This window comes from Streptomyces sp. NPDC002490 (genome assembly GCF_040296045.1).
In the GTDB taxonomy this organism is placed as follows: domain Bacteria; phylum Actinomycetota; class Actinomycetes; order Streptomycetales; family Streptomycetaceae; genus Streptomyces.
In genome coordinates this window covers 1-21,167 of record NZ_JBEOWM010000033.1, presented here as the reverse complement: position 1 = coordinate 21,167, position 21,167 = coordinate 1, and the positions used below count along the sequence as shown (strand labels likewise).

The following is a 21,167-nucleotide window of genomic DNA, read 5'->3' as shown; positions in this document are numbered from 1 at the left end:
ATGAGCCATTCGACCACCCCCGGTCCGGGGCCGGCCACCACTCCGGAGGGCGCGGTGGCCGCCCTCGCGGCCACCGGCCCGGGGCTGCCGTACCTGATCGGGGTGCGCCACCACGCACCCTCGCTCGCCGCCGCCCTCCCGGCCCTGTTGGACGCGGCGGCCCCCGAGGTCCTGCTCGTCGAACTGCCCGCCGACTTCCAACCCTGGTTGGGTTGGCTCGCCCACGAGGAGACCGAGGCCCCGGTCGCGCTGGCCGCGGTCGCCGGGGACGGGACGGGGGCGGCCGGCGAACGGGGGCCCGCCTTCTACCCGTTCGCCGACTTCTCGCCCGAACTGGTCGCCCTGCGGTGGGCGGCCCGCAACGGGGTCCCGGCCGTGGCCTGCGACCTGCCGCTGGCCGACCGGGCCTGGGCGCGGGGCGGGCCGGACGCCGCCCCCGTCCCCGCGCCCCCGCCCACGGCGGGGGAGGCGCACGGGCTCTCCGCGGCCCTCGGGTCCCGGCTCACCGGCCGGGACGGCGACGACCTGTGGGACCGGCTGGTGGAGGCCCCCGCACCCGGTTCGACACCCGAGGCGCTCCGTCGGGCCGCCCTGCTCACCGGCTGGGCGCTCCGGTACGAGGCCGAGGCGCGGGGCGGGGTGGACGGCACGGACCTGGCGCGCGAGGCGTGCATGCGCGGACACCTCTCCGAGGCCCTGGCGAGGGGGCGGCGGCCCGCCGTGGTGGTGGGCGCCTTCCACACCCCGGCACTGCTGCCGCCGGCCTGCGTGCCGGTCCCGCCGGGGCCGGTCGAGGAGGGCCGGGCGGAGCCCGCCGCCGACGGGACGACGTGCACGGTCTCGCTGATCCCGTACACCTACCCGCTCCTCGACTCACGGTCCGGGTACCCGTCCGGCATCCGGGACCCGGAGTGGCAGCACACCGTCCTGGAGGCGGCCGGTGACCCGGCGGCGCTCCACGAGGCGCTGGTCCGCACCGCGGTACGGATCTGCGCGGACCTGCGCGAACACGGCCACCCCTACGGCCCGGCGGACGGCCGGGAGCTCGTCCGGGTCGCCGCGGACCTGGCCCGGCTGCGTGACCTGTCCGCCCCCGGCCGCGGCGAACTCCTGGAGGCCGTGCAGACGGTCCTCGGCCGCGGCGAGACCCACGGCACGGGCCGGGCCGTCGCCCGGACCCTCGAACGCGTACTGGTCGGAGCCCGCACCGGACGGCCCGCCCCCGCCGCTCCGCGCGGCGGACTGGGGCCCGTGGTGGAGGCCGAGACCGCAGCGCTCTCGCTCCCCGGCCCCGGGGATGCGCACGAGAAGGCACCGCGCGATCTCCGGCTCGACCCGGCCCGGTCCGGCCTCGACGGACGGCGTGAACTGCTGCTGCGCAGACTGACGGTGTGCGGCATCCCCTACGCGCAGGAACAGCAGGTGACGGGTGCTGCGGGTGCGGAGGGGCTGACGACCCGTTGGCAGGTGCGGTGGACTCCGGCGACGGCCGCGATGCTCACCGCGGCCGGCGTCCGCGGTGTCACCCCGGCCCAGGCGGCCGAGGGGGTGCTCCGACAACGGCACGCGGCCGAGCGCGCGGCGGGCGGCCCCACGGCCGCCCAGGTCGTGCGGGGCCTGACGGAGGCAGCCGAGTGCGGGCTGCCCGCCCTGTCCGGCGAACGGCTCACGGAACTCGCGGTCGTGCTCCCGGCCGCCGGGACCCTTCCCGAACTCCTCGCCGGGCTCGACCTCCTGGACCGCATCGCGGCAGGCCACCTGCCGGGCTGCCCCGCGAACCCCGGTGCCCCGCCGGTCGATGACGCGCCCCGGGCCCCGGAGGCCACCGCTCCCGCCGGTGCCGTCGAGGTGGCGCACGCGGTGGAGCTCCTGACGGCGGCGGCGGTCCGGCAGGTCGACGGCCTGGCCGGCTCCGACGAGCCGGAGGACGCCCGCGCCCTGCTGGAACTGGCCCAGCGCGCCGACCGGGTGGGCGGCATCCGCCTCGCGGACGCCCTGGTGCGGCTGGTCGCGAACGGCACCCCGCTGATCGCCGCCGCGGCCGGAGCCGTCCGGGTGCTCACCGGCCACGAGGAGGCCGGGGCGTTCGGCGTCCGCATCGCCTCCTGGGTGGACGGAGCCGTGGACGCTGCTTCCCGGGCCGCGCTCACCGCCCGCCTCACCGGAGTGCTGACGGCGGCGGGTCCGCTGCTGACCGTCGGCGTCGGTGCCCTGGACCCGTTGCTGCACCGCGTCGTCGAGGTGGACGACGCCGCGTTCCTGACCCGGCTGCCCGCCCTGCGCGGCGGCTTCGAGACGCTGAGCCCCGCCGCCCGGGAGCGGCTGTTGGACACCGTCGAGGAGCGGCTGGGCGAGCGGGTGGACGGCCCCGACGCCGAGGACCCGGCCGAACTGGCCCGCCGCACGGCGGCCGACCTCGCGGCCCGTGCCCTCCTGGCCGACCTCGGTCTGCCCGTACCGCGCTCGGCACACGAGGACCGGCCGTCGGCGGAGCACCCCGAGGCGCACCCGGCGACGTCCACCGCCGCCCTCGGGCGCACCCTCGCACCCGCCGAACGGTGGCGGCTGGTGCTCGGCCGGCGTCCCGACCGGCTGCCGTCCGGTGCCGCCCGCCTGGCGACCGCCCTGGACGAGCTGTACGGGGCGGGACACGGCGAGGGCTCCCGCGGCGGCACCACCGGCCCGGGCCGTGGTGGTCGCGAGACGTCCTTCCCCGGCGTGCGCGAGTGGTCCGAGGAACTGGCCGCGCTGTTCGGCCCCGGCATCCGCGAGGAGGTCCTCGCCGCCGCTGCCGCGACCGGCCGACCGGACGTCCTCGCCGAGCTCGACCCGGCCGCCGCCACCCCTTCCGTGGAACTGCTCCGGACGGTCCTGCGGTACGCCGGCGGCCTCCCCGAGGCGCGCCTGGCCGAGCTGCGCCCGCTGGTCCGCCGCCTGGTCGACGAACTGACCCGGCAGCTCACCACCCGGCTGCGGCCCGCCCTGACCGGCACCATGCTGGCCCGGCCCACCCGCCGCCCCGGCGGTCGGCTGGACCTGCCGCGCACCGTGCGCGCCAATCTGGCCGCCGCCCGCCGGACGGCCGACGGAACGGTCCGGGTGATACCGGAGAAGCCGGTGTTCCGCAGCCGCGCCCGCCGGTCCGCCGACTGGCGTCTGATCCTGGTCACCGACGTCTCCGGCTCCATGGAGGCGTCCACGATCTGGTCCGCGCTGACCGCGTCCGTGCTGGCCGGGGTGCCGACCCTGAGCACCCACTTCCTGGCCTTCTCCACCGAGGTCATCGACCTCACCGGTCATGTGCACGATCCTCTCGCCCTCCTGCTGGAGGTGAGCGTGGGCGGGGGCACGCACATCGCCGCCGGGCTGCGACACGCGCGCAGCCTCGTCACGGTGCCCGCCCGCACCCTCGTCGTCGTCATCAGCGACTTCGAGGAGGGCGCTCCGCTCGGCGGACTGCTGGCCGAGGTACGGACCCTGGTGGCCACCGGCTGCCACCTCCTCGGGTGCGCCAGCCTCGACGACGAGGGCCGGCCCCGCTACTCGACGGGAACCGCCGGGCAACTCGTCGCCGCCGGCATGCCCGTGGCCGCGCTCAGCCCGCTCGAACTGGCCCGCTGGATAGGGGAGAAGACCGCATGACCACCGCCCCACTGCCCCCGGTCGCGCCGGAGGTCACGGCCACCCTGGTGGAGGCCCTCTCCCCCCGGCTGCGCAAGCGGCTGGACGCGGCGGTCGCCAAGCTCGGCGCCCGGCCGACCCACCGTGACGGGGAGACGGTGACGATCGCGGTCGACGACGAGACCGAACTGCGCCTGCACGCACCGGGCGGTGCGGTGGTGTCGGCGGACGCCATCCGCTGCGGCTGCCTCCTCGCCCCGGCCTGCGTCCACCGTGCCGCCGCCGCCTGTGCCGCTCCCGCGGCGGAGCCCGCCCCCGCTGCGGAACCCGAGCCGGCCCCGCACCCCGGCCGGGACGACCCCGACGCCCTCTCCGTCCTCCCGCCCGAGACCGCGAGCCCGGCCGAGCGCGCCGCGGCCGAGGCCCTGTGGTCGGCGGGTGCCGCGGTGCTGGAGGCCGGGGTCGACGGGGCCGGCGCCGTCGCCCAGGCAGCGCTCCTGCGCGCCGCGCACACCGCACGGCTGCGGTCCCTGCCGCGCCCCGCGGGCGCCGCGCTCTCCGTCGTCACCCTGCTGCGCGCGGCCCGGGCCGGGGACCCGTCCTACCGCACCGCCGACCTCGTCGCTGCTCTGGCCGAACTCCTGGGCACCGCGCACCGGGTGGGGAGGACGTCCGGGCCGGAGCTGGCCGCCGTCCGGGGCCGGGCGCGCCGCCCGTACCGCCCGGACGGCTCGCTGCGCCTGTACGGGCTGTTCACCGAACCCGTGGTCACCGACTCGGGGCACGGAGGCGTCCGCACCTGGGTCGCGGGACCGGACGGTCGGCTCTGGTCGGTCGGTGACGTGGCACCCGGCGGCGCGGGGCGGGCCCTGGGCGTGGCCGACCGTGCCGTGCGCCTCGGGGACAGCGCGCTCACCCACCGGGAGTTGGGCCGGGCCGGCCTGGCCGTTTCGGGGGCGACGGTCTCCCCGGACGGCCGGTTGGGCGCCGGGAAGGGCGTCAAGGCCGTCACCGCCCGGGGCGCGGCGTGGACGGAGCCGCCGCTCGCCGCCCTGTGGGAGACGCCGCCGTCCCGTCAGGTCGTCAGGGCCCTGCGGTCCGCCTCCCGCGATGCGGACCCGGACGGCGCCGGCGACCTGCTCTTCCTGGACGTCGAACTGCTCGGCGCGGTGGGGGAGTCGGGCGGCACCTGTCTGCTCGCGCGGTGTGACGGGGGCGTTCGCGTCCGCCTCGCGGTCGCCGACGACGACCCCGCGTTGGCCCACCGGGACAATCTGATGCTGCTGGCCTCGGCACCGGGGACCCGGCTGCGGATCATCGGGCGCCTGGTGCCCGCCCTCCACCCCAGGCTCACCCTCCTCGCCTGCGCGCACCCCACCGGTCAGGGCACCGTCGACCTCGGGTTCGACCGTCTGCGCCGCGCCGACCTCCCCGTCCCGGGAGCCCGGGTACACCCGGCTCCGCACGAGCCCGAGGGCTCCGGCGGGCAGGCGCCCCTGCACCTTCTGGAGCGCCGCGTCGAGCAGGCGGTTTTGGCGGGCCGCGCCGCCCTCGGCATGCTCGGCGACGTTTCCGCCGAGAGCCACCGCCTCCGCCGGGCGGGCCTTCCCACGGCTGCCGGCCTCCTCACCGCCCTGTGCGCCTCGGCCGCCCGTAGGGCACGCGACCCCTTCGGCCGGCTGTTGCCCGCCGACGCCGACGGCTTCGCGCTCCACTGGCTCTCGGCCGCCCGTTACGCGTCCGCCGTGTCGGAGTCCCTGTGCGTGGCGGCCTGGGAGACGGGATGACCCCGGGCACCGGCGGGGCCTCGGAGGCCCGGGTCCTTCCCCGAACGGGCCCGCACGCACGAACCCCGCCCGGACGCCGTGGAACCGGCGGGGCGGGGGGCGACGGTGAGCCGTTGCGGCTCGTGAGGGGGGTGGCACCGTCCGGACCGGAAGTCAGGTCGGCTCAGGGGCGGTACTCGCGGGTGCTAGGAGCTGCGCCGGTCGCGCAGTCTGGCCCGGAGCGGCATGCAGAACCAGAAGCCGGTCATCCAGAGGAGGATCGCAGCGGAGAGGTAGGCGGCGAAGGTGATGTGCATGACCACGCTGAGCACCAGCAGCACGGAGCAGGTCAGCGCGAGCATCATCAGCACCAGCCCCCACAGGGCGAGCTTGCTGGAGACGTTCACCAGCCGGCGCTTGCGCCGGGGGTCGGTGACCATCCGGTGGAACGGCGCGGGTGCGGTGAGCAGGCCGAAGGAGGCCAGTGCGAGCACCAGCGCGGAGACGTAGATCGCCCGGTCCGAGGTGCCGAACTCGGCGAACCGCGGAGTGACGGAGATGGCCATCAGGAAGCCGAGGAGGAACTGGAGGGCGGTCTGGGCGACCCGGACCTCCTGGAGGATCTCGGCGTACGCCTGGGTGCTGGTCTCGGTGACGGGCGCGGGCTCCGGAGCGGCGGGCGCCGGGACGTTCGCGGCCCCGGGGTGCACCAGCTGGCCGTTGCCCGGTGCCGTGGCGTGCGTCGGGCTGCCGTAGCCGTTCCCGTTCCAGGAGCGCGACCAGTGGTCGGGCTGCGGCGGCACCTCGTCCAACTGCCAGCGCGGTTCGTCCCGGGTGCTGTTGGTAGCGTTCGCCCAGTGGGTCTTCACCGGTTTTCGGAAGGCGAGCGCGCCGCCCGCCGCCGCGCCGCGGATCGTCCCGGGTGAGACGGCGACTCCGCTGCGGCCGCTGCCGATTCTCGGCGCGCTGTCGTCGTTGCCGCCCTCTCGTCTCCTGCTGCGTTTCTTGCTGCTGCTCTTGTCGGACATCTAGCCGAACCTCCCGTTGTCGTGGGGGCCCGAGGCGGTTAACGCCCCTCGCCATGTCTAGTAGTACGTCGATTTGTTCACCTACAGTTCACCTAGAATCTGCTTTGACTTAAAGTAGCCAAAATTTGACTGAACTTTGAACATGGTGAGCGGAACATTCCGTTCCGGAATGAGGCAGGTGTGACAACCGATGCGTTCCGGCCAATACCCGGACGCATGAGGCGGACGTCGCCCGACCCGGGGCCGCGCCCCGGTGCGCGCCGGGTACCGGGGGCCCGGTGCATCGGACGGCCGGCGTTCCCCCCGATGCATCCCGGCCACGCCCGGGCCGCCCGCCCGCCTCGTTGCGGCGGGGACATCACGCCCGCTGAACAAATCCGTGACGGGCCGCGTACCCAAGGTGGAGCCCCGGCAGATGGACCGACATGCCGTAAAAGGGAGGGTCCTTGTTCCGCTTCACCGTCCATGGCCATCCGATGGCCGCCCACCACTCCCGAGGGGCGGGTCCCGATCGTGCCGCGCCCCACGGGTCGTACCGTGCGCCGGCGCGGAAGGGGTGCGGCCCGTGAACGCGCCCCCCGCGCCCGCTTCCGCGCACCGTCCGCCCTCCGCCCGGGGTGCCGCAGGCCGCTGCGGGAGCGCCCCGCAGCCCTCGGCCGAACCGCCCCCCGCCCCCGGCCCGCCACCGGCACCGGCACCGGGCCGGGGGGCTCCGGCCGTGCTCCAGGGGTCCCTCACCCCGGTGGACCTGCGCCCCGCCGATGTGCGCCCGGTGCACTTCGTGATGCCCGGCACGGTGGACGACCCGGACGCGTACAGCGGCGGCGCCACCTACGACCGCCGGGTGGGGCTGGACCTGTCGGGCTTCGGCTGGGTCGTCCGGGCCCACACCCTGCCCGGCGACTGGCCGAAGCCCGATCCCCTGGCCGCCGCCCAGTTGGCGCACCTGCTCGCCGGCCTGCCCGACGACAGCGTCGTCCTCATCGACGGACTGGTGGCCGGCGGGGTCCCCGAGGTCGTCGTCCCGGAGGCCAAGCGGTTGCGGCTCGCGGTGCTGGTGCACCTCCCGTTGGCGGACGGGGCGGGACTCGATCCCGATGCGGTCACCGAACTCGACGCCCTGGAGCGCACCGTGCTGCGCGCCGTCTCCGCGGTCGTCGCCACCAGCGACTGGGCCGCCCAACGGCTGGTCAACCACCACGGCCTGGCCCGGCGTCGGGTGCACGTCGCCGCCCCCGGTGCGGACATCGGGCCCCTGGCCACCGGGACCGACGGCGTCTCGCGCTTACTGTGCGTCGCCGCCGTCACGCCCCGCAAGGGGCAGCACCGGCTGGTCCGGGCCCTGGCGAGCGTGGCGGACCTGCCCTGGAGTTGCGTCTGCGTCGGCAGCCTGGACCGGGACCCCGAGTACGTGGCCAAACTCGCCGCCCTCATCGACCGGCACGGCCTGGGCGACCGGATACGGCTCGCCGGACCGCAGTCGGGTGCGGAACTCCACGCCAGCTACGCCAGCACGGACCTGATGGTGCTGGCCTCGCGCGCCGAGACCTACGGCATGGCGGTGACGGAGGCCCTGGCCCGCGGCATCCCCGTGCTCGTCAACGACGTGGGCGGCCTGCCCGAGGCGGTCGGCAGGGCGCCGGACGGTTCGCTGCCCGGGGTGCTGCTGCCGCCCGACGACCCCGGGGCGCTCGGCGCGGCGGTGCGCCGGTGGTTCGACGAGCACGACGAACGGCAACGGCTGAAGACCGCCGCCCGGTGGCGGCGGACGTCCCTCGACGGCTGGGCCACCACGGCGCGTAGTGTTTCCGGAGTCCTCGAACAACTCCGTCGCGACAGTTGGAGCGCTCTGTGACCCAGTCGGCCGCCGACGCGACCGCATTCACCCCCGAGTGGCTCGCCCTGCGCGAACCCGCCGACGCAGTGGCCCGTTCGGCCGCCCTGCTCGGTTCGCTCGGGGCCTGGCTCGCCCGGCGCCCCGCGCCCGGCGGGCGGCTGGTGGTGCACGACCCGGCCTGCGCGACCGGGGCGATGGCCCGGTGGCTGGCGCCCCGGCTGTCCGGCGCCCAGCACTGGGTGGTGCACGACGCCGACGCCTCCTTCGCCCGGCTGGCCCTGGACCGGATGCCCCCGGCCGCGGCGGACGGCTCCCCGGTGACCGCGGCGTGCCGGGAGGGCGGACTGGCGGAGCTGACGGCGTCCGCCCTCGCCGGGGCGTCGCTGGTGACCTCGTCCACGTCCCTGGACCTCCTCACCGGCGAGGAGGTGGCGGCGCTCGCCGCGGCCTGCGCCGGGGCGGAATGCCCTGCGCTGCTCCCGTTGTCGGCGGTCGGACGGGTGGACCTGCGTCCCGCCCGCCCCGCCGATGCGGAGGTCACCGAGGCGTTCAACGCCGGTCAGCGCAGCCGCGGGTTGCTCGGCCCGGACGCGGTGGCCGTGGCCACCGAGGAGTTCGGTAGCCGTGGCATGGCGGTCTGCACCCATGCCAGCCCCTGGCGGCTCAGGCCCGCCGCCGAACTCACCGGTGCCTGGCTGCGGGGGTGGGTGGGGGGCGCTCAGGCCCAACGGCCCGACCGCGCCTCCGCGTGGGACGACTACCTGACCCACCGCCTGGACGACAGCGTGACCGGCGCGTTGTGGGTCACCGTGCACCACGTGGACATCCTGGCGCTGCCCGCCGGGCGGGCGGCCGGCTGACCGGGTGCGGGTGCCCCCGTTCCCCGGGGGCACCGGGGCGTTCCCTCCGCCGGGTGCCCGCTCGTGGAGAGGTTTCCCCCGCGGCGCCGTAGGCTGATCCCGGCCATTCGGTGCAAACCGGATGTATCGGGCGAGGTCGTGTGTCGACGGTCCGGGCCACCCGGCGGGAACGAGACACGAGGACCCGATGGCAGCCACCACTCCGGCCACCGCCCCCCAGGACGACGGGCGCCTCACGCCCCCCGGCCCCCCGGCCCCGTCACCGTGCACGGTCCGCCCGGTCGGTCCCCTCGCCGTCCTCACCTCCGGTCCGGCCGCCCCGCCCCGCACCCTGATCGACGTGTTCGCCGCCTCGGTACGGCGTCACCCGGACGCACCCGCCCTCGACGACGGCACCACCCGACTGAGCTACCGGGCCCTGGCCGTCGAGGTCGACCGCGTCCGCCACCGCCTCGCCCGGCACGGAGTGCACCCCGGCGACCGGGTGGGCCTGCGCGTCCCCTCCGGCACCAACGACCTGTACGCGGCGGTCCTCGGCGTCCTCGCCGCCGGGGCCGCCTACGTACCGGTCGACGCGGAGGACCCCGAGGGGCACGCCGCCCGGGTCTTCCGTGAGGCCGGAGTCCGCACCGTGATCGGCCCGGGGCACCACCTCCCCGACGTCGCCGTCGACCGCCCGGGACCAGACGACCGCCGCCCCGGCCGGCCGGAACCCGACCACGACGCCTGGGTCATCTTCACCTCCGGCTCGACCGGCACCCCCAAGGGCGTGGCCGTCACCCACCGGGCCGCCGCCGCCTTCGTGGACGCCGAGGCGGCCCTGTTCCTCCGGGAACGCCCCCTCGGCCCCGGCGACCGGGTCATGGCCGGGCTCTCCGTCGCCTTCGACGCCTCCTGCGAGGAGATGTGGCTGGCCTGGCGGCACGGCGCCTGCCTGGTCCCGGCCTCCCGCGACCGGGTGCGCAGCGGCGCCGACCTGGGACCCTGGCTCCTCGCCCGGGGCATCACCGCCGTCTCGACCGTCCCCACCCTCGCCGCCCTGTGGCCACCGGCCGCCCTGGCCCGGGTACGGCTGTTGATCCTCGGCGGGGAGGCGTGCCCCCGGGAACTGGCCCGCCGACTGGCGGCCGAGGGCCGCGAGGTGTGGAACACCTACGGCCCCACCGAAACCACCGTCGTCGCCTGCGCGGCACCGCTCACCGGCACCGGGCCCGTCCGGATCGGCCTGCCGCTGAAGGGGTGGGAACTCGCCGTCGTCGACGAAGCCGAACACCCCGTGCCCCTGGGCGGCACCGGACGACTCGTCATCGGCGGCACCGGCCTCGCCCGCTACCTCGACCCCGTGCAGGACGCCGAACGCTACGCCCCGCTCGACGCCCTCGGCTGGCCCCGCGCCTACCGCAGCGGCGACCTCGTCCGGGCCGACCCGGCCGGCCTGGTCTTCCTCGGCCGCGCCGACGACCAGGTCAAACTCGGGGGCCGTCGGATCGAACTCGGCGAAGTGGACACCGCGCTCACCGCCCTGCCGGGGGTCGCCGCCGCCGCGACGGCGGTGCGCACCACCCCCGACGGCACCCGTCTGCTCGTCGGCTACCTCGTCACCGGCCCCGACTGGGACCGCGCCGCGGCGCTCGAACGACTGCGCGCCGCGCTGCCCGCCGCCCTGGTGCCGCTGCTCGTGGTCCTGCCCGAACTGCCCGTCCGCACCTCCGGCAAGGTCGACCGGGACGCCCTGCCGTGGCCGCCCCCGCCCGTCCCGGCCCCCGGCGCCACCCCCCTCACCGGCACCGAGGCGTGGCTCGCCGACCAGTGGCGCGACACCCTCGGGGTGCCCGTCACCGACCCGCGGGACGACTTCTTCACCCTCGGCGGCACCAGCCTCGCCGCCGCCCGGTTGCTCACCCGGCTCCGGGTGCGGCACCCGGACGCCGCCGTCCTCGACGTCTACCAACGGCCCGTCCTGCAGGACCTCGCCCGCCACCTGGAGCGCACCCGCCCCGGCCCCACCGCGGCCCGGACCGTCACCCCGGTGCCCCGCCGCGCCGGCGCCCTCCAACTCCTGCTGCTGGTACTCCTGTTCACCCTGACCGGGCTGCGTTGGGCGGTGGCCCTGCTCGCCCTGGGAAACGTCCTCACCCGCCTGGGCCCCTACCCCTGGGCACCCACCGCCCCCTGGTGGCCGGTGATCGCCGGAGCCGTGCTGTTCTTCACCCCGCCCGGCCGGATCGCCCTCGCCGCGGGCGGCGCCCGGCTGCTGCTGCACGGGGTACGACCCGGCACCCACCCCCGCGGAGGCGCCGTCCACCTGCGCCTGTGGACCGCCGAACGCCTCGCCGAGCACAGCGGTGCCACCGCCCTCACCGGTGCCTGGCTCCAGCGGTACGCCCGCGCCCTCGGCGCCCGCATCGGAGCCGACGCCGACCTGCACTCCCTGCCCCCGGTCACCGGACTGCTCCGGCTCGGCCGCGGCTGCGCGGTGGAGTCCGAGGTCGACCTGAGCGGCCACTGGCTCGACGGCGACCGCCTGCACCTCGGGCCCGTGCGGATCGACGCCGGCGCCGTGGTCGGCACCCGCAGCCTGCTGTTCCCCGGCGCCCGGATCGGCAAGCGCGCCGAGGTCGCCCCCGGCTCCGTCGTCACCGGCCGGGTCCCGGCCGGACAACGCTGGGCCGGCGCCCCCGCCGTCAAACGCGGTCGGGCCAAACGCGACTGGCCCCGGCGCAGACCGCCCCGCTCACCGCTGTGGCGCGCCGCCCACGGCGCCACCGGTAGCGCACTGCTCCTGTTCCCGCTGCTGCCCGCGCTGCCCGCCCTCTGGGTGGCGGGCGTCTTCGTGGACCCCGCCGCCCCGCTCCCGGACGCCCTGCGCGCCGTGCTCCTCGCCCTGGTCCCGGCCACCCTCGCCTACGGTCTCGGCCAGATGCTGCTCCTGGTCACCGCCGTCCGGCTGCTCGGGCTCGGCCTGCGCACCGGCGTCCACCCGGCGCACAGCCGCATCGGCTGGCAGGCGTGGACGGTCACCCAACTGATGGACCTCGCCCGCACCGCCCTGTTCCCGCTCTACGCCGGGCTCGTCACCCCGGTGTGGCTGCGGCTGCTGGGCATGCGGGTCGGCCGGGGCGCCGAGGTGTCCACCGTCCTCGCCCTGCCCAGCCTCACCACCGTCGGCGACGGCGCGTTCCTCGCCGACGACACCCTCGCCGCCCCCTTCCGGCTGGGCGGCGGCTGGGTCCGCATCGGCCGGGCCCGGATCGGTCGCCGCGCCTTCCTCGGCAACTCGGGGATGACCGCACCCGGCCGCCGGGTCCCGGACGGCGGCCTCGTGGGCGTGCTCTCCGCGACCCCCAAGAAGGCCAAGAAGGGCAGTTCCTACCTCGGCTCGCCCCCGGTCCGACTGCCGCGCGCCACCACCCCGGCCGACCGCGGCCGCACCTACGAGCCGACCCCGGCCCTGCGGTGCGCCCGCGCCCTGGTCGAACTGTGCCGCCTGGTGCCCGTCCTGTGCTCCGCCGCGTGCGTGGTGCTCACCCTCGCCGGACTGAGCGCCCTCGCCGCCGCCCTGGGCCCCTGGGCCGCCGCACTCGGCGGCCTGCTGCTGCTCGCCGCCGGAGCCCTCGCCTGCGCGATCGCGATCCTCGCCAAATGGCTGCTGGTCAAGCGGCACCGCAGCGCACGGCACCCGCTGTGGAGCGGCTACGTCTGGCGCAACGAACTCGCCGACACCTTCGTGGAGGTGCTCGCCGTGCCCTGGCTCGTCGGCTCGGTGCCCGGCACGCCCCTGCTCGCCTGGTGGCTGCGCGCTCTGGGCGCCCGGATCGGCCGGGGCACCTGGTGCGAGAGCTACTGGCTGCCCGAACCGGACCTGGTGACCCTCGGCCCCGCGGTCACGGTGGGCCGCGGCTGCGTCCTCCAGACCCACCTCTTCCACGACCGGGTGCTGCGCACGGACCGGGTCGAACTGCGCACCGGGGCCACCCTGGGGCCGAACGGGATCGTCCTGCCCGGCGCCACCGTCGGGGCCGGCACCACCCTGGGGCCCGGCTCCCTGGTCATGGCGGGCGAGTCGGTGCCCGCCGGGACCCGCTGGCTGGGGAACCCGATCGAAGCGTGGCGGCCCTGAACGGCCCCCCGCCCCGGCACCGACCCCCCGTCGAGGACCCCCCGGCGGGGTCCCCGCCCACCGGCCCGGACCCCTACTTCCCGGAGCACGGCGACCCCCGCTACCGGGTGCACCGCTACGAGATCGCCCTCGACTACCGCCCCGGCCCCAACCGGCTGGGCGGCTCCGCCCGGATCAGCGCCACCGCGGGAGCCGTGCCCCTCGCCGAACTCCAGCTGAACCTGGGCGACTTCCGCATCGGACGGGTCCGCGTCGACGACCGGCAGCCGCGCTGGAGCCACCGGGGCGGTCGGCTCCGACTACGGCCCGCCAAGCCCCTGCGGGCCGGGGCCGCGTTCACCGTCGAGGTCCAGTGGTCGGGCAACCCGAAGCCGGTGCGCAGCCCGTGGGGCGGGCTCGGCTGGGAGGAGTCCACGGACGGCGCACTCGTCGCCAGCCAACCCGTCGGCGCCCCCTCCTGGTTCCCGTGCAACGACCGCCCCGCCGACAAGGCGTCCTACCAGGTGTCCGTGACCACCCCGTCCCCCTACACGGTGGTCATGGGCGGGCGGCTGCTCACCCGCACCGTCCGGGCCAGCACCACCACCTGGGTCCACGAACAGTCCGCGCCGACCTCCAGCTACCTGGTCGGTCTCGCCATCGGACGGTTCCGCACCGTCCGACTGACCGGAGCGACGGACGACGACGTGCCCCAGAGCGCCCATCTGCCGCCCCGCCTGCTGCCCGCCTTCCGCCACGACTTCGCCCGACAGCCCCGCATCATGCGCCTGTTCGAGGAACTCTTCGGCCCCTACCCGTTCGACGGGTACACCGTGGTCGTCGCCGACGAGGAACTGGACGTGCCCGTCGAGGCCCAGGGCATGTCGCTGTTCGGAATGAACCACCTGGACGGCGCCCGGGGCGCGGAGCGGTTGGTCGCCCACGAACTCGCCCACCAGTGGTTCGGCAACAGCGTCGGCATCGCCGACTGGCGTCACATCTGGCTCAACGAGGGGCTCGCCAAGTACGCCGAGTGGCTCTGGTCGGAGCGCTCCGGAGGCCGCTCCACCGTCCAACTCGCCCGCACCGCCCACCGGATGCTCGCGGCTCGCCCCCAGGACCTGCTGCTCGCCGACCCCGGACGCCGCAACATGTTCGACGACCGGCTGTACGAGCGCGGTGGACTCGCGGTGCACGCCCTGCGCCGGGACCTGGGGGACGAGGACTTCTTCCGGATGCTGCGGAGCTGGGCCACCCGGCACCGGGGCGGCTCGGTGGGCACCGCGACCTTCGCCGCGCACGCGGCCCGGCACGCGGGCCGCCCGCTGGACGAACTCTTCGCCGCCTGGGTGCACGGCAGGGCCCTGCCCCCACTGCCGGACGGTTGACCGTCGTCGCCCCGGCCGCCGGAGCGCCGCTCCGGCGGCCTCAGCAGGTCTGCTTGCCGAAGGAGTAGCCCCGCGCCTTCAGGGTCTTGAGGATCTTCGGCAGCGCCGCCACCGTCTGGCTGCGGTCTCCGCCGGCGTCGTGCATCAGCACCACGGAACCGTCGCGCACGCCGTTCAGCACCCGCGACTCGATGGCGGCCCGACCGGGCCGGGCCCAGTCGCGGGTGTCCACCGTCCACAGCCGCAGTCCCTTGCGCAGGGCCGCCGCCCGCTCGCGCACCTTCTGGTCGACCGCTCCGTAGGGCGGGCGCAGACAGGTCGGCGTCGTTCCGGTCCCGTTGCGTATCGCGGTGTCGGTGCGCGTCACCTCGGACTTGAAGGTCGGCCAGTCCACCCGACGCAGGTCCACGTGCGACCAGGTGTGGTTCTGGACGCTGTGGCCCTCCCGGTGTGCTCGACGGGTGTCCCAGGGGCGGGCCGCGGCGTTCCCCCCGGTCTGGTAGAACGTGGCCTTGGCCCCGTGCTGCTTCAGCAGGTCCAGCACCTTGGGGGTGTGGGCGCCCGGTCCGTCGTCGAAGGTCAGGTACACCACCTTGCGCGGCGCCGCCACGGCGGTGGCGTCCACGGCGACCAGGACGGATCCGGTCAGGGCTCCGATCACGACGGCCGTGACCAGTCGGGTGCGGGCCCGCCGAAGGGCCCCGGCCGATGCGTGGCCGTCCCGCTCCGTCCCCGTGAACCGTTCGATCGTGCGCGTTCCCATCGAAGTGCCTCCCCGCGATGACGAGTTACGGAAGCCGCCCACGGATCGATCCAAAAGGAAGAGGAGTTGATCAGCTTCCGATTCGAAGTCACCACTGCCCGGCATGAGTTCAGACACCCGCACCGGGCGGGCGGTTGCACACCACGGCGAACCCGTCCGACCGCGACCGCGAGACGCCACCGCCGGGCACCGCGGGCCCGCGGCACCGACCGAAAATGCGGTGGCCCCGGGCCGGGCGCACACCTAGCTTGGGTACTCGTGACCCATGATCCGCAGCGCCCGCCGAGCGGCCCGGCCGCGGGCCCCTCCGACACCCCTCCCGCCCCCGGGACGCCCCCCGCGACCGGCGAGGGGCTCTTCTCGAAGAGGTACGCGGCGGCCACCACCTCCTTCGCCGCGGTGATGTTCCTGACCGGCTTGGCCGCGCTGGCCGTGCTGCCCACCCTGCCCACCGCGGCCGAAGCCCTCGACGGGGTCCACCTCTTCCCCCTGGTGGCGGGGTGCTTCGTGGCCGCGAGCCTGTTCGGCGGGGTCCTCGGCGGCCATTGGGCGGACTGCTCGGGCGCCCACCGCCCGCTGGCCGTGGGGATGCTGCTCGCCGTGGCCACCCTGGTGGTCTCGGGGGCCAGCCAGTCGATCTGGCACCTGGCCGCGGGCCGGTTCCTGGACGGGCTGGCCGCCGGCATGGTGGCCGTGTCGATCAACACCGCGATCGGCCAGTCCTATCCGTCGGCCCTGCGCTCCCGCGCCCTGGCCCTGATGAGCACCTGCTGGATCGTCCCCTCGCTGCTGGGCCCGCCGCTCGCCGGCGTGGTCGCCGAGGTGTGGTCCTGGCGAACGGTGTTCCTCGGGCTCGCGGTGCTCACCCTGATCCCCGCCCTGGCCGTGGTCGCGGTGTTGCGCGGCGACTCCTGGGCGCTCGCCGTGCCCGAGCCGAAGGACGCCCCGCGCCCCGCGCTGCTGACCGCCGCCGCGGTCAGCCTGGGCGCCGCGGTCGCCCAGTACGGCGTATCCGGCGGGGGAGCGGGACACCTGGCGTTCGCGGTGGCCGGTCTGGCCCTGCTCGCCGCCTTCGCGCCCCGGCTGCTGCCGCCCGGTACCCTGCGGGCCGCACGGCGCCTTCCGGTCACGGTGCTGTCGCGGGGCCTGTCCTCCGGGGTGTTCTTCACGCTGGAGGCCCTCGTCCCGCTGCTGCTCGTCACCGAACGGGACGTGTCACCCCTGCTGGTCGGCCTGGTCTTCACCGGTGCCGCGATCGCCTGGGCCGCCTCCTCCTGGGTCCAGGGCCATCTGCTGGAGAGCCGTCCGCGTCACCAACTGGTCCGGGCAGGCGCCGCGCTCATGGCGGGGGCGATCCTGGTCGCGGCGGTCGGCACCTCTCCCGCGCTGCCCCCGTTCGTGGCGGCGTCGGCCATGGTCCTGGCGGCCCTCGGGATGGGGATGCTGGTCCCCTCGCTGACCGTGCTCTCCCTCGAACACAGCCCCGAGGGGCGGCAGGGCTACGCCAGCGGTGCCATGCAGACCGCACAGAACCTCGGTCAGGTGACGGTGCTGGGCGCGGGCTCCGGCGTCCTCCACCTCTGCCTCGCCCGGGGCACCGGGGAGACCGTCGGCTACGTCACGGCCTTCCTGCTGCTCCTCGTCCCGTGCACCCTCACGGTGCTGCTGGCCACGCGGACCCGACGCCCCTGAAGGAGCGGTCACCGGTCGAAGGCGCAGGCTCCGCGCAGCAGCGCGAAGAACTCCTCCTCGTTCCCCGCGAGTCCGGCGCCGGCGAGCGCCCGCTCGGCCTCGTCGAGCACGCCCTCCGGAACGAGCGCCGGGTGGGCCGGGGCGGGCGGGGAGGTGTCGAGGGCGGCCCGCACGGTGTGCAGCAGCCGCAGGTACGCCTGGACCGCGTCACGTTCACGGTCGGTCGGCACGCTGGTGGGCATCGGTCGTCCCCCTGCTCGGGATCGGGTGCGATCGCTGGTGGTGCGCCTCCAGCTTGCCCGCCGCCACTGACGATCCGTCCGCTCCGGGCGCCCCGCGTCCCGGTGAATCAGCCTTCCGGGCGGGAGCCGACCGTGCGGGCCGCCGCGACCACGGGGGAGTGGCGCAGGGCATGCGACATGCGCACCAGGTTCCGCGGGACGTCGTGGGCCGGCAGCGGGGGGTGCGGCCGGACGGGGCCGTCCAGGGCCGTGCCCTCGGGGTCGGCGGCCCGGGCGCGCACCGCCGCGGTCACCATCACCGCGTCGGCGACGGCGTGCGCCTGGTCGGGGCCGCTGCCTCCGCTGACGGCTGCGGCGTAGGCGCGGGAGCGCACCCGGTCGTCGAAGTACGGGTAGAGGCACAGCATGCCGTCGTGGATGTCGGACTCGCGTTGGATGACGAGGAGCTCGGCGGAGGGCCACCACGACAGGCGTTGCGGTTGGTCCCCGCGGGGCGAGAGCCCACGCAGCTCGTGCCAGAGCGGCCCCAGCTGTCGGTACGTCGACCAGATCGTGAGGCGGTGCCGCAGCCCCTGGAAGGCCAGCGGCAGGCAGAAACCGAAGGCCGTGAACACGGCCGCCACCGAGGCCAGCAGCGGGGCGGTGTGGGTGCTGAGCCAGTCGAGGTCGTCCCGTCCGGCCCAGCGGGCGAACACCGCGGTGAACTTGGCCGCGGCGTAGGACAGGTTGAACAAGTAGCCGACCGCGATGGAGACGAGACCGATCCGCAGCAGCCCGCCGACCTGGACCGACCAGCGCAGGCACAGCCAGGCCATCGCGACGCCGGCGATGGTCAATCCGGTCAGGTACAGCACGATCATCTCGCGCATGTACGGGGTGGTGGCGTAATGGGTGTCCAGGTCGCGCAGCCGCTCCACGGGGGCGTCGCCGAGGGCGAACAGCACGATCAACGCGAGGCTCACCGCTCCGTATCCGGCCACCCACCGCCGCGAGGTGCGGCGGGTGACCTCGGCCGGGCCGCCCCGCCAGTTGACCATCAGCACCACGCAGGAGGCGCTGAACGCGGAGAGCAGGACGTACACCAGCGGCCCCGAGACGTTCGGCACCCCCGTGAGCCGGTTGACCCGGGCGATCGTCGGCGGGGCGGAGAAGAAGAACACCGCCGTGCCGAGGGCGAGCAGCGCGCAGACCGACCGCAACAGCGGATCGGGCCAGTTGCGGACCAGGGCGGGGAGCTTGAGGGCGAGGGCGAAACCGGTCGCCAGTGCGGGAATGTAGTAGTCGGACCCGTTCACGCCCGCCCTAGCCCTGCGGGCGGCGGTAGCCGAGGGACGCCTCGATCCGGGCGGCGAGCCCGTCCCGGGGGGCGTGCCCCGGGACCGACGTGCCGCCGAGCCAGGGCCGGCACTTGCTGGCGAGCAGCAGGCCGAAGCTCTCGGCCTCCTCCTCTTCGGCGGCGTGCGAGCGGCTGCGGGCGGCGATCTTGCGGACGGTGTCGCCCAGGTTCACCCCGTCGGCCAGGAGCCGTGCGGCCACGCCCGTTCCCGCGGGGTCGACGTGGCGACTGCTGTGGCCGGCCGTCATGTGCCACAGTTCGTGGCCGAGGATCACCAACTGGTGGTCCGGGGCGGTCCGTTCCTCGATGACGATGAGGTCCTGGTCGGCCATGTCCAGCCACAGGCCGCTGGCGGTGCCCGGCGGGAAGGCCGCCATGCGGTGGTTGACGGGGCGCCCGCGCCGTCTGGCCATGGCCTCGCACAGGGCGGTGAGCAGGTCGCCGGGTCCGCCGGGGACCTCGGGCGGCAGACCGGCGATCAGCTCGCCGCACAGCCTGCGCATGTCCTTGCTGACCCGGGTGCGCATCAGGGCTCCGTGGGGCCGTGGGGCGGCTTCACGCTCTCCAGCAGCATGTCCAGCCACTCCGTGACCTTGTCGCGGTGCTTGTCGGTGGGGAGTTGGGCGGCCCGCCAGGCGATGCCGCGCACGCCGTGGTTCTGGAGGAGGCGCTCCAACGCGTCGTCCATGCTGGTGGATCCGGTGGGTTCGTCGGAAGGGCCGCGCGCGGCGCCGCCGTGGCCGGTGGCCGTTACCGCCTGTCGGTCGCGGGTGCTCCGCTCCTGGGCGGCCGCCCGCTGGAGCAACTCCTGCTCGGTGAGCTGGAGGGCGAAGACGAGGGCGTCCGAGTCCTCCGCGGACAGGAACCCCGCATGGACGCCGAAGAACCGTTGGATGGCCGCACAGTGCTCCAGGGTGGGCCGTCGGTCACCGTTGATCAGGGCTCCGGCCTGTTGCCGGGACATGCCGGCACCGTCGGCGATCTCCTGCTGGGTGTAGCGGCGCCCGTTCGGCTTGAGGCGGGTGCGGCGCAGCAGGTCGAACCGCTGGAGGAAGCGGACCTGGAGGTCCGGCTCTCCTCCCGACCGCCCGGACAACAGGTCCTTGACGACGGTGTCGGGCACCCCCGAGGCGACCGAGAGTCTGGTCACGTCGAACACCTCGGCGGGAGGCACGCCGAGCCGGTTGGCGAGACCGCGGACCCGGGTGAGCACACCCGGCAGTGAGCCCGAGGCGGTGACGCCACCCGGTACCGAGAAGCCATCCGTCACCGAAGGTCTCCTAGCACCGACAGGTCGAACAGGGTCGACATCCCTCTACAGCACGTCCGTGCCCCTGCCGAACCCGAGTGCGGCTTCCGCGCCCCGTCGATCGGACGCTCCGGTCTCCCGGGGCCTCCGGTGACGCCGGACGGGGCGTCATCCGCAACGTACGGGCCCGTGGTGACGGGTCCGGGAACGCCGATGTCCGGCTTGTGCAATGGACATCACCAGAGGTTAACCGCCCGAAGGGCGGGGGTGCCAGGCCGCGCCACATCTGTGGCGAGAATCAGCCGTCAACCGACCGTAAATGCCACGATAGTTGACACGACTCCGGGCGGGGTAGCACGATCATCACGCGGTGTTGAGGGGCCCACGCCCCCGGAACGGTCCTCGACGGTCCTTCCGGCGAACGCCGTGCCGCACGACCAGCGCTCGCCGTCAGAGCCGTAAGAGGGGTGACCACCCGGTGGCATTCGAGGCAGAGGGGCGCCGGCGAACGGCTCGGGGGAACACGCGGACCGAGCCGGAGAGCCGGGCCTACCTCCAGGACTACGCCGTACTGCTGGACGCCGTCTCCTTCCCGTCCCTCGTCGTCGACCACCGCTGGAACGTGGTCCACGCCAACGACGCGTTCGACGCGCTCTTCGGGGCGGTGTCGCCCCACCCGACGGCCGACCCCCGGGACAACCTCCTCCGGTTCGTCCTCTTCCACCCCGAGGCGGGCTCCGTCCTCGCGGACCGCGAGGCCAGCTGGTGCCTGCCCATGCTCGCGCACTTCGCGGAGGCGTTGGAGCGGCACCCGGACGACGAGGAGCTCCGGGCCGTCCGCCGCTCCATCGCCGAGGACCCGATCATGGACGCCGCCTACCGCGAGGGGCTGCCCCGCTGGATCAGCGCGGTCGGCGCGGAGGCGGTCGCCCACGACGGCGCGCTCCGTCCGCTGACCCACCCCGACCCCCGCTGGGGCCGCACCCACTGCCGGGTGGTCGGCGAGACCCCCCGAACGCTCCAGTCCATGGGCCTGTCCCGGTTGACGCTGGTCCTGCGCGAGCCGCGCCGGGCAGAACCCCGTCCGGTGCGCCGCGGCGCGGCCCGCCGAGGGCCCCGACACCTGAGGGCCGTCCCCGCGGACGGCTGAACCGACCCGGGAGGGCGGCCGTCGCGACCGGTCAGGGGGCCGCGCCGGGCCGCCCTCCCCTTCCCCGCCGCCGGCCGGGACCCGATGCGGGTCCCGGCCCGCGGGCGGGGCCCGGCGGCCGCGCGGCGCCGCCGGG

The 21,167-nt window shown here is 75.6% G+C and carries 14 protein-coding genes; 8 read left to right on the top strand and 6 right to left on the bottom strand.

The window, feature by feature from the left end; all coding sequences use genetic code 11:
- Both ABT092_RS20945 and ABT092_RS20940 read left to right on the top strand, forming a co-directional pair.
- Positions 1 to 3,642, top strand: coding sequence for a vWA domain-containing protein (locus ABT092_RS20945; protein ID WP_351245996.1), 3,642 nt, complete (start codon positions 1 to 3; stop codon positions 3,640 to 3,642).
- A complete protein-coding gene (locus ABT092_RS20940) occupies positions 3,639 to 5,408 on the top strand; it encodes a hypothetical protein (RefSeq protein WP_351245995.1) in 1,770 nt (589 codons plus the stop codon). The genes ABT092_RS20945 and ABT092_RS20940 overlap by 4 nt, the downstream gene beginning before the upstream one ends.
- A gap of 185 nt (positions 5,409 to 5,593) precedes the next feature.
- Here ABT092_RS20940 and ABT092_RS20935 read toward each other — a convergent pair whose 3' ends face one another.
- Positions 5,594 to 6,415 (bottom strand): DUF6328 family protein, encoded by an 822-nt coding sequence (locus ABT092_RS20935; protein WP_351245993.1) that lies wholly within the window; start codon positions 6,413 to 6,415, stop codon positions 5,594 to 5,596.
- Positions 6,416 to 7,133: 718 nt separating this feature from the next.
- On the opposite strand from ABT092_RS20935, the gene ABT092_RS20930 reads away from it, so the two are divergent.
- From ABT092_RS20930 to ABT092_RS20915, 4 genes are all read left to right on the top strand, one after another.
- On the top strand, positions 7,134 to 8,270 hold the full coding sequence (locus ABT092_RS20930) for a glycosyltransferase family 4 protein (protein ID WP_351245991.1): 1,137 nt from the start codon (positions 7,134 to 7,136) through the stop codon (positions 8,268 to 8,270).
- Positions 8,267 to 9,112 carry an SAM-dependent methyltransferase gene (locus tag ABT092_RS20925; protein WP_351245989.1) on the top strand — a complete coding sequence of 282 codons (846 nt, stop codon included), beginning with the start codon at positions 8,267 to 8,269 and terminating at the stop codon, positions 9,110 to 9,112. The genes ABT092_RS20930 and ABT092_RS20925 overlap by 4 nt, the downstream gene beginning before the upstream one ends.
- Positions 9,113 to 9,299: 187 nt before the next feature.
- Positions 9,300 to 13,232 (top strand): Pls/PosA family non-ribosomal peptide synthetase, encoded by a 3,933-nt coding sequence (locus tag ABT092_RS20920; protein WP_351245987.1) that lies wholly within the window; start codon positions 9,300 to 9,302, stop codon positions 13,230 to 13,232.
- A 107-nt stretch (positions 13,233 to 13,339) separates the two neighbouring features.
- Positions 13,340 to 14,599: a M1 family metallopeptidase gene (locus ABT092_RS20915; RefSeq protein ID WP_351246098.1), complete on the top strand. Its 1,260-nt coding sequence runs from the start codon at positions 13,340 to 13,342 to the stop codon at positions 14,597 to 14,599.
- 40 nt (positions 14,600 to 14,639) lie between these two features.
- Here the strand turns inward: ABT092_RS20915 and ABT092_RS20910 are convergent, their stop codons facing one another.
- Positions 14,640 to 15,362 (bottom strand): polysaccharide deacetylase family protein, encoded by a 723-nt coding sequence (locus ABT092_RS20910; RefSeq protein WP_351245985.1) that lies wholly within the window; start codon positions 15,360 to 15,362, stop codon positions 14,640 to 14,642.
- 258 nt (positions 15,363 to 15,620) lie between these two features.
- Here ABT092_RS20910 and ABT092_RS20905 point away from each other — a divergent pair, with 258 nt between their 5' ends.
- On the top strand, positions 15,621 to 17,054 hold the full coding sequence (locus ABT092_RS20905) for an MFS transporter (RefSeq protein ID WP_351245983.1): 1,434 nt from the start codon (positions 15,621 to 15,623) through the stop codon (positions 17,052 to 17,054).
- 8 nt (positions 17,055 to 17,062) lie between these two features.
- On the opposite strand, the gene ABT092_RS20900 is transcribed toward ABT092_RS20905, so the two are convergent.
- From ABT092_RS20900 to ABT092_RS20885, 4 genes are all read right to left on the bottom strand, one after another.
- Positions 17,063 to 17,296 carry a hypothetical protein gene (locus tag ABT092_RS20900; RefSeq protein WP_351245981.1) on the bottom strand — a complete coding sequence of 78 codons (234 nt, stop codon included), beginning with the start codon at positions 17,294 to 17,296 and terminating at the stop codon, positions 17,063 to 17,065.
- Positions 17,297 to 17,403: 107 nt separating this feature from the next.
- A complete protein-coding gene (locus ABT092_RS20895) occupies positions 17,404 to 18,591 on the bottom strand; it encodes an MAB_1171c family putative transporter (protein ID WP_351245979.1) in 1,188 nt (395 codons plus the stop codon).
- 7 nt (positions 18,592 to 18,598) lie between these two features.
- Positions 18,599 to 19,135 carry a toxin-antitoxin system, toxin component gene (locus tag ABT092_RS20890; protein WP_351246096.1) on the bottom strand — a complete coding sequence of 179 codons (537 nt, stop codon included), beginning with the start codon at positions 19,133 to 19,135 and terminating at the stop codon, positions 18,599 to 18,601.
- 23 nt (positions 19,136 to 19,158) lie between these two features.
- Positions 19,159 to 19,902, bottom strand: a complete 744-nt coding sequence (locus ABT092_RS20885; protein ID WP_351245977.1) for a helix-turn-helix transcriptional regulator — start codon at positions 19,900 to 19,902, stop codon at positions 19,159 to 19,161.
- Positions 19,903 to 20,359: 457 nt separating this feature from the next.
- On the opposite strand from ABT092_RS20885, the gene ABT092_RS20880 reads away from it, so the two are divergent.
- A complete protein-coding gene (locus ABT092_RS20880) occupies positions 20,360 to 21,031 on the top strand; it encodes an MmyB family transcriptional regulator (RefSeq protein WP_351245975.1) in 672 nt (223 codons plus the stop codon).
- Positions 21,032 to 21,167: the final 136 nt, after the last annotated feature.